Genomic DNA, 5,245 nt, shown 5'->3' on the forward strand with positions numbered 1-5,245 from the left:
AGCAGGCAGGCCAGGATGCCCAGCCAGTAGAGCACGGAATAGGCCCGGCCGTGCAGGTAGGAGAAGGCGGCCGTGGAGCCCAGGGCCACATAGGCGGCCCAGATCATGGTGGTGGGCTCGTATTTGCGCTGGAGATAGTAGTAGGTGAGCGCGCCCATGATGAACGAATAGTTCCAGATGGCGAACCAAACGGTGCGTATGGTGGGAACGGGCTGCGGGATGCGGAAAAAGTAGATGTCGGTGATCATCACGCCGAAAAGCCAGACGATGAGGAAAGTCGGAAAATAGCTCTTGAGGCGCTGGTTGCAGAACACCGCGCAGATGAAATAGTACCATATTTCGTAGACAAGGGTCCACTCGATGCCCAGCTTGTAGCTCTTGCCCATGCCGAAGGGCAGCAGGGAGAGTACGTAGAAAAGATCGTCTGTGTCGAGATGGCTGCTGGTGCAGAAGCGCAGGACGTAGGCGATGGCGACGGCGATGAAGTACATGGGGTACACGCGCAAAAGCCTGTGCACGAGGAAATGGGGCGAATTGCGGTCCACGAGGAAGGCCATGAAGTAGCCCGAGATGGCGAAAAAACCGCAGGGGATGCCGCCGAACAGGTCGGGGATGTGCCAGAAGAGGGAAAGGTCGCCCCCCTGCTTGGTGAGGTAGATCTTGATGTGGATGAGCACCACGCAGATGCAGAGCACGCCGCGCAGCGCCTGGATGAGCGTATAGGTCATGGATGTCGGTTTTGTGCCCTCTTGGATTCACTGCCGGGGAACGACGCCGGGCAAGGGGTATCCAAAAAGGGGCGTCTGGTCAACGCGGAGGTAAAACGCCCGGCGGCCTCTCACCGGGAGGGCCGCCGGGCTGACGGAATCGACGGAGGCGGGACAGGCTAGGCGGAGGCCACCTTGGCCTGGAGCGCCTGGGCCACGCGGCGGCCCAGGTCCACGCAGGCTTTCAGCTGGTCGTGCCCGGGACGGTTCTTGGCGCGCACGCCCTCGACCATCTCGAAGTGCATGCCGGCCATGAACTCGGTCATGTCCTTGAGGGCCTCGCCGCTCCAGCCGTAGGAGCCGAAGGCCGCTCCGATCTTGTTCTGGGGCTTGAGGCCCTTCATGTAGGTGAGCATGGCCGAAACCAGGGGCAGCACGCCGTTGTTGTGCGTGGCCGACCCGGCGATCACCGCGCCGCTGGCGAAGACTTCGGCCATAACGTCGGAGTGGTGGTCGCTCTTGAGCGACATCACCTTCACCGGAGTGCCCGCGTCGGCCAGCCCCGAGGCGATGGCGTGGGCCATCTTCTCGGTGGAGCGCCACATGGTGTCGTAGAAGATCACGGCGCGGTTGGCGGGCTTCTGCAGGGCGTAGCGGCGGTAGGCCTCCACGGCGTGCCCCACGCCCTCGCCGCGCCAGATCAGGCCGTGGTCGGGGGCGATCATGTCGATGTCCCAGCCGCTCTTGGCCACCTGGTCGAGGATTTTCAGGGTCACGGAGGAGAAGGGCAGCACGATGTTGGCGTAGTAGCGCGCCAGCTGGACTTCGAGGTCGCGCTGGTCGATCTCGTCGGTGAAGCGCTCCGAGCTGGCGATGTTCTGGCCGAAGCCGTCGGAGGAGACGAGGAGCTTGTCCGGGGCCACGTAGGTCATCATGGAATCGGGCCAATGGAGCATGCGCGTCTCCAGGAAGTGGAGGGTGCGCTTGCCGATGGAGAGGCTCTCGCCGGATTTGACCACCTGGATGGGCCAGTCCTGCGCGCCGTAGTATTCCTTGATGGCCTTCTCGCCCATGGGGGAGCAGAAGACCTTTTCGGGATTGCAGGACTTGACCAGTTCGGGCAGCGCGCCGGAGTGGTCGGGCTCCACATGGTTGACCACGATGTAGTCCACCTTGGCGGGCTCCATGATGTGGGCCACGTTGCACAGGAGTTTGTGCGCGAAGCGGTCTTCCACGGTGTCGACGAGGGTGTTCTTCTCGTCCTCGATGAGGAAGGCGTTGTAGGTGGTGCCCATGGGGGAGCGGGAATAGCCGTGGAAATTGCGGCGATCCCAGTCCACCGCGCCCACCCAGTGGACGCCAGGCTTGATGGCGACGGGTTTCATGCGGATACCTCGGGGAAAGGGAGCCCGCCGCCGGGCGGCGGCGGGCGTGGGAAAGTGGGTTATTCTTCCTTGGCGAATTCGCTCTTGGGAGCACCGCAGACGGGGCAGGCCCAGTCGTCGGGGATCTTGTCGAAGGAGGTGCCGGGGGACACGCCGTTTTCCGGATCGCCTTCCTCGGGGTCGTACACGTAGCCGCAGACGTTGCAGACGTACTTGTCCATGATGCCTCCTGGAAAGATGGCGGACGAATGTGGCCGTCTTTTGGCCCTCAGCGCCGGTCGCGCCCTGGGACGGACCTTGCCTGAGCGGCAAAGAGGACAGATCGTCCGGTCAAATCGCCTGGGAGACATGTCCCAGGCGTTCGGAACCATAGCCGAATCGCGGCCCGTTGGGAATGCCTCGGGGCGCGCACGAAATCTATCTGCCCCAGCCGGGGGGGATGTCAAGTGGGAAGTGCTGCGCCACGGGAGTTCCCGCCTGAGAAGCGCGAGGCCAGTTCCGCCAGGTGCGCGGACATGTCGCGCACTTCCGCGATGCGCTGGTGGGCGTCGCGGATGCGCGCGAAGATGTCCTGGGAAAGGGCGTTGATGTGCCCCACGTTGCCGTTGATGGCCTCGCTGGTGCTGGACTGTTCGTCGGCGGAGGCGGCGATGGCCCGTATCATGTCCCCGATGCGGTTGGAGTGGTCCACGATGGTCAGGAAGACCTCCCCGGTGCTGCCCGCAGTGCCCGCAGCGTGCTCCATGGCCTGGCGGGTGCCGTCCATGCCTTCGGCGGCCAGGCGGGTGCCGTCCTGGATTTCGCGCACCGCGTCGGCCACTTCGCGCGTGGCGTGCATGGTCTTTTCGGCGAGCTTGCGCACCTCGTCGGCCACTACGGCGAAACCGCGCCCGGCGTCCCCGGCCCGGGCTGCCTCGATGGCGGCGTTGAGGGCCAGGAGGTTCGTCTGGTCGGCGATGTCGCCCACAACGTTCATCACCTTGCCGATGTTCAGGGCGCGGTCGTTGAGATCGTCCAGGGAGCGGGCCAGTTCTTCGGCGCGCAGCGCCACCTGGCGGGTTTCCTCGGCGGTGCGCCGCACCTCCACGCCGCCGTCGCGGGCCACCTGGTTGGCCTTTTCCGAAGCTCCTGCGGTGTCGCTGGCGACCTTGGCCACGTCGAGCACGGTTTCGTTCATCTGATCCATGGCCGTGGTGAGGCCGGAGGTTTCGGCGGCGGTCTGCTCCACGCTCTTGGTCAGCCCTTCCATCTGCCCGGACAGTTCCAGGGCCGAGGCCGAGAGTTTGGCGGAAACGTCCATCACCTGCTGGGCTACGTCCATGAGCTGCATGCGCTGCTCTTCCATGGCGAGCTTGGCGTCTTCCTCTTCGGTGAGGTCCATGAACACGCCGATGACGCCCAGGGTTTTGCCGTCCGCGCCCTTGAGCGGCGACACTTCGTAATGCAGGGGAAACACGACGCCCTGGGCGTTCTCGTAGAGGAGCTTGCCGCTGGCGGCCTGGCCCGAGACGAACACGTCGCGCGAGACGGTGACGGGCGCGCCGCCCTCGGAGAGCGAGATGTCGGCGTGGCGGCACAGCAGGGCCGAATCCTTGCTGCCCAGGATGCGCGCCAGCTGGTCGTTGACGAAGCAGAACTCCAGGTCCTGGTTGGTGACGAAGAGCGGGATGTTGATGCCCGCCAGCACGCTCCGGTTGTAGGCCAGCTGGTCCTGGATGGTGGAGACCATGGCGGCCAGGTCCGAGGCCAGGCCGGCCAGTTCGTCCTGTCCTTTCATGGTGAAGTCCACGTCGTGGCGTCCCTGGCGCACCAGGGAGGCGTTGGCCGCGATGGTCTTGACCCGCCCGAGCACTGCGCGGCGCATGAACCACGTGACCAGCGCCAGCAGGAGCACCATGCCCGCCAGGGAAATGGCCCCACCCATGAACTGGTCATGCCCCGTCTGGGCCAGCACGGGGGTGATGTCCTGGAGCACCACGATGACGCCCAGCACGGGCTTGGACGCCCCGTGGCAGTGGTGGCATTCGTTTTCGTTGCGGATGGGCTTGGTCATGGCCAGGAACTCCCGGCCGTCCAGGGCGGTGCGGCCGGAGCCTTCCTGCCCGGCCAGGCTCGCGGCGGCCAGGGTCTGGATGTCCGGGGCGGGCAGGGTCTGGGCCAGATCCTTGCGCACGGCGGCGGGGTCGGTGGCGTAGGTGACGTTGCCCCGGAAGTTGGTCAGGTAGATGCGCGAGGCCTTGTCGCGCCCGGCCACCTTCTCGAACACGCGGGCGGTCTCCTGGTTCTTGCCCAGGCGCATGGGCTCCTCCACGGCCAGGAGGATCAGGTCCGCCGTGCGCCCGGACCCCGAGGTGACGAGCTGCATGGTGGAGCGGGCCTGCCATGTGGCGTTGGCCGCGAAGAGCCCGGAGAAGACGAGCACCGAGACGGCCGTGATGAGCAGGACCACCCTCACGCCCAACGACTGGTAGAAAAGATGCATGGGCGACCCTCCTAGTGCGCTCCGCCGTAGAGCATGGGCTTGAAACCGAAGGACTTGACGCGCTGCTGGTTGTGGCAGGTCTGGCATTCCTCCACGTTGGGCTTTGCTTTGATGAGGGTCTTGTCGCCGGACTGGACATGTTCCGACCCCGGGCCGTGGCAGACTTCGCAGCCCGCGTCGGCCAGGTGGGGGGTTTTCTCGAAGCTCTCGAAGCCTCCGGGCTGGCCGTAGCCGGTGGTGTGGCAGGCGTAGCATTCCTTGAGCTCGGCGGGTTCGAGCTTGGAGGCCATGATCTGGACGGACTGGAAGGAGTGGGCCTTCTTGGCGAACTTGCTGAACGAAGCAAATTCCTTGGAGTGGCACTCTTCGCAGGCTTTCGAGCCAACGTAGGTGGATTGCTTCGCCGTTCTGCCCTGCGGCACGGCGATCATGAGAAACGTCACAGCCAACAGAATGCCAGCCAGCCTCATGAGCGCCCCCCCACGTGTTTTGGAAGCAGTTCTTGAAGAATTCCAAGGAGCATTACGGAAATCAGGCTGATGATGCAACGGAAAAAAATTGCACCAAGGGAAGTGTTTTGATAGGATATCAAATTTTGGATTCAATGTTCCGTCCGGATGGACGGGGGAGGAGCAGGGCGGCTTTGCCGCCCGTACGCGGCTCCGGCAAAC

5 protein-coding genes are annotated in these 5,245 nt (G+C 64.5%); all 5 read right to left on the reverse strand.

Annotated elements, in window-relative coordinates:
- The coding region (locus ACV4UX_RS04135; protein ID WP_491592063.1) for an acyltransferase family protein at positions 1-728 on the reverse strand (728 nt) is incomplete at its 3' end.
- Positions 729-886: 158 nt separating this feature from the next.
- Entirely contained in the window at positions 887-2,092 is a 1,206-nt protein-coding gene (locus ACV4UX_RS04140; protein ID WP_491592064.1) for an FprA family A-type flavoprotein, read from the reverse strand.
- 59 nt (positions 2,093-2,151) lie between these two features.
- Positions 2,152-2,313, reverse strand: coding sequence for a rubredoxin (rd, locus tag ACV4UX_RS04145; RefSeq protein WP_173080464.1), 162 nt, complete (start codon positions 2,311-2,313; stop codon positions 2,152-2,154).
- A gap of 221 nt (positions 2,314-2,534) precedes the next feature.
- On the reverse strand, positions 2,535-4,574 hold the full coding sequence (locus ACV4UX_RS04150; protein ID WP_491592065.1) for a methyl-accepting chemotaxis protein: 2,040 nt from the start codon (positions 4,572-4,574) through the stop codon (positions 2,535-2,537).
- 11 nt (positions 4,575-4,585) lie between these two features.
- A complete protein-coding gene (locus ACV4UX_RS04155) occupies positions 4,586-5,005 on the reverse strand; it encodes a cytochrome c family protein (RefSeq protein ID WP_491592088.1) in 420 nt (139 codons plus the stop codon).
- Positions 5,006-5,245 lie beyond the last annotated feature (240 nt).

The organism is Fundidesulfovibrio sp., from assembly GCF_058402725.1.

Bases quoted from the DNA above. Each gene is read 5' to 3' on its own strand.
- ACV4UX_RS04155 (WP_491592088.1), bottom strand. From the start codon at position 5,005: ATGATCGCCGTGCCGCAGGGCAGAACGGCGAAGCAATCCACCTACGTT.
- ACV4UX_RS04140 (WP_491592064.1), bottom strand. From the start codon at position 2,092: ATGAAACCCGTCGCCATCAAGCCTGGCGTCCACTGGGTGGGCGCGGTG.
- ACV4UX_RS04150 (WP_491592065.1), bottom strand. From the start codon at position 4,574: ATGCATCTTTTCTACCAGTCGTTGGGCGTGAGGGTGGTCCTGCTCATC.
- rd (WP_173080464.1), bottom strand. From the start codon at position 2,313: ATGGACAAGTACGTCTGCAACGTCTGCGGCTACGTGTACGACCCCGAG.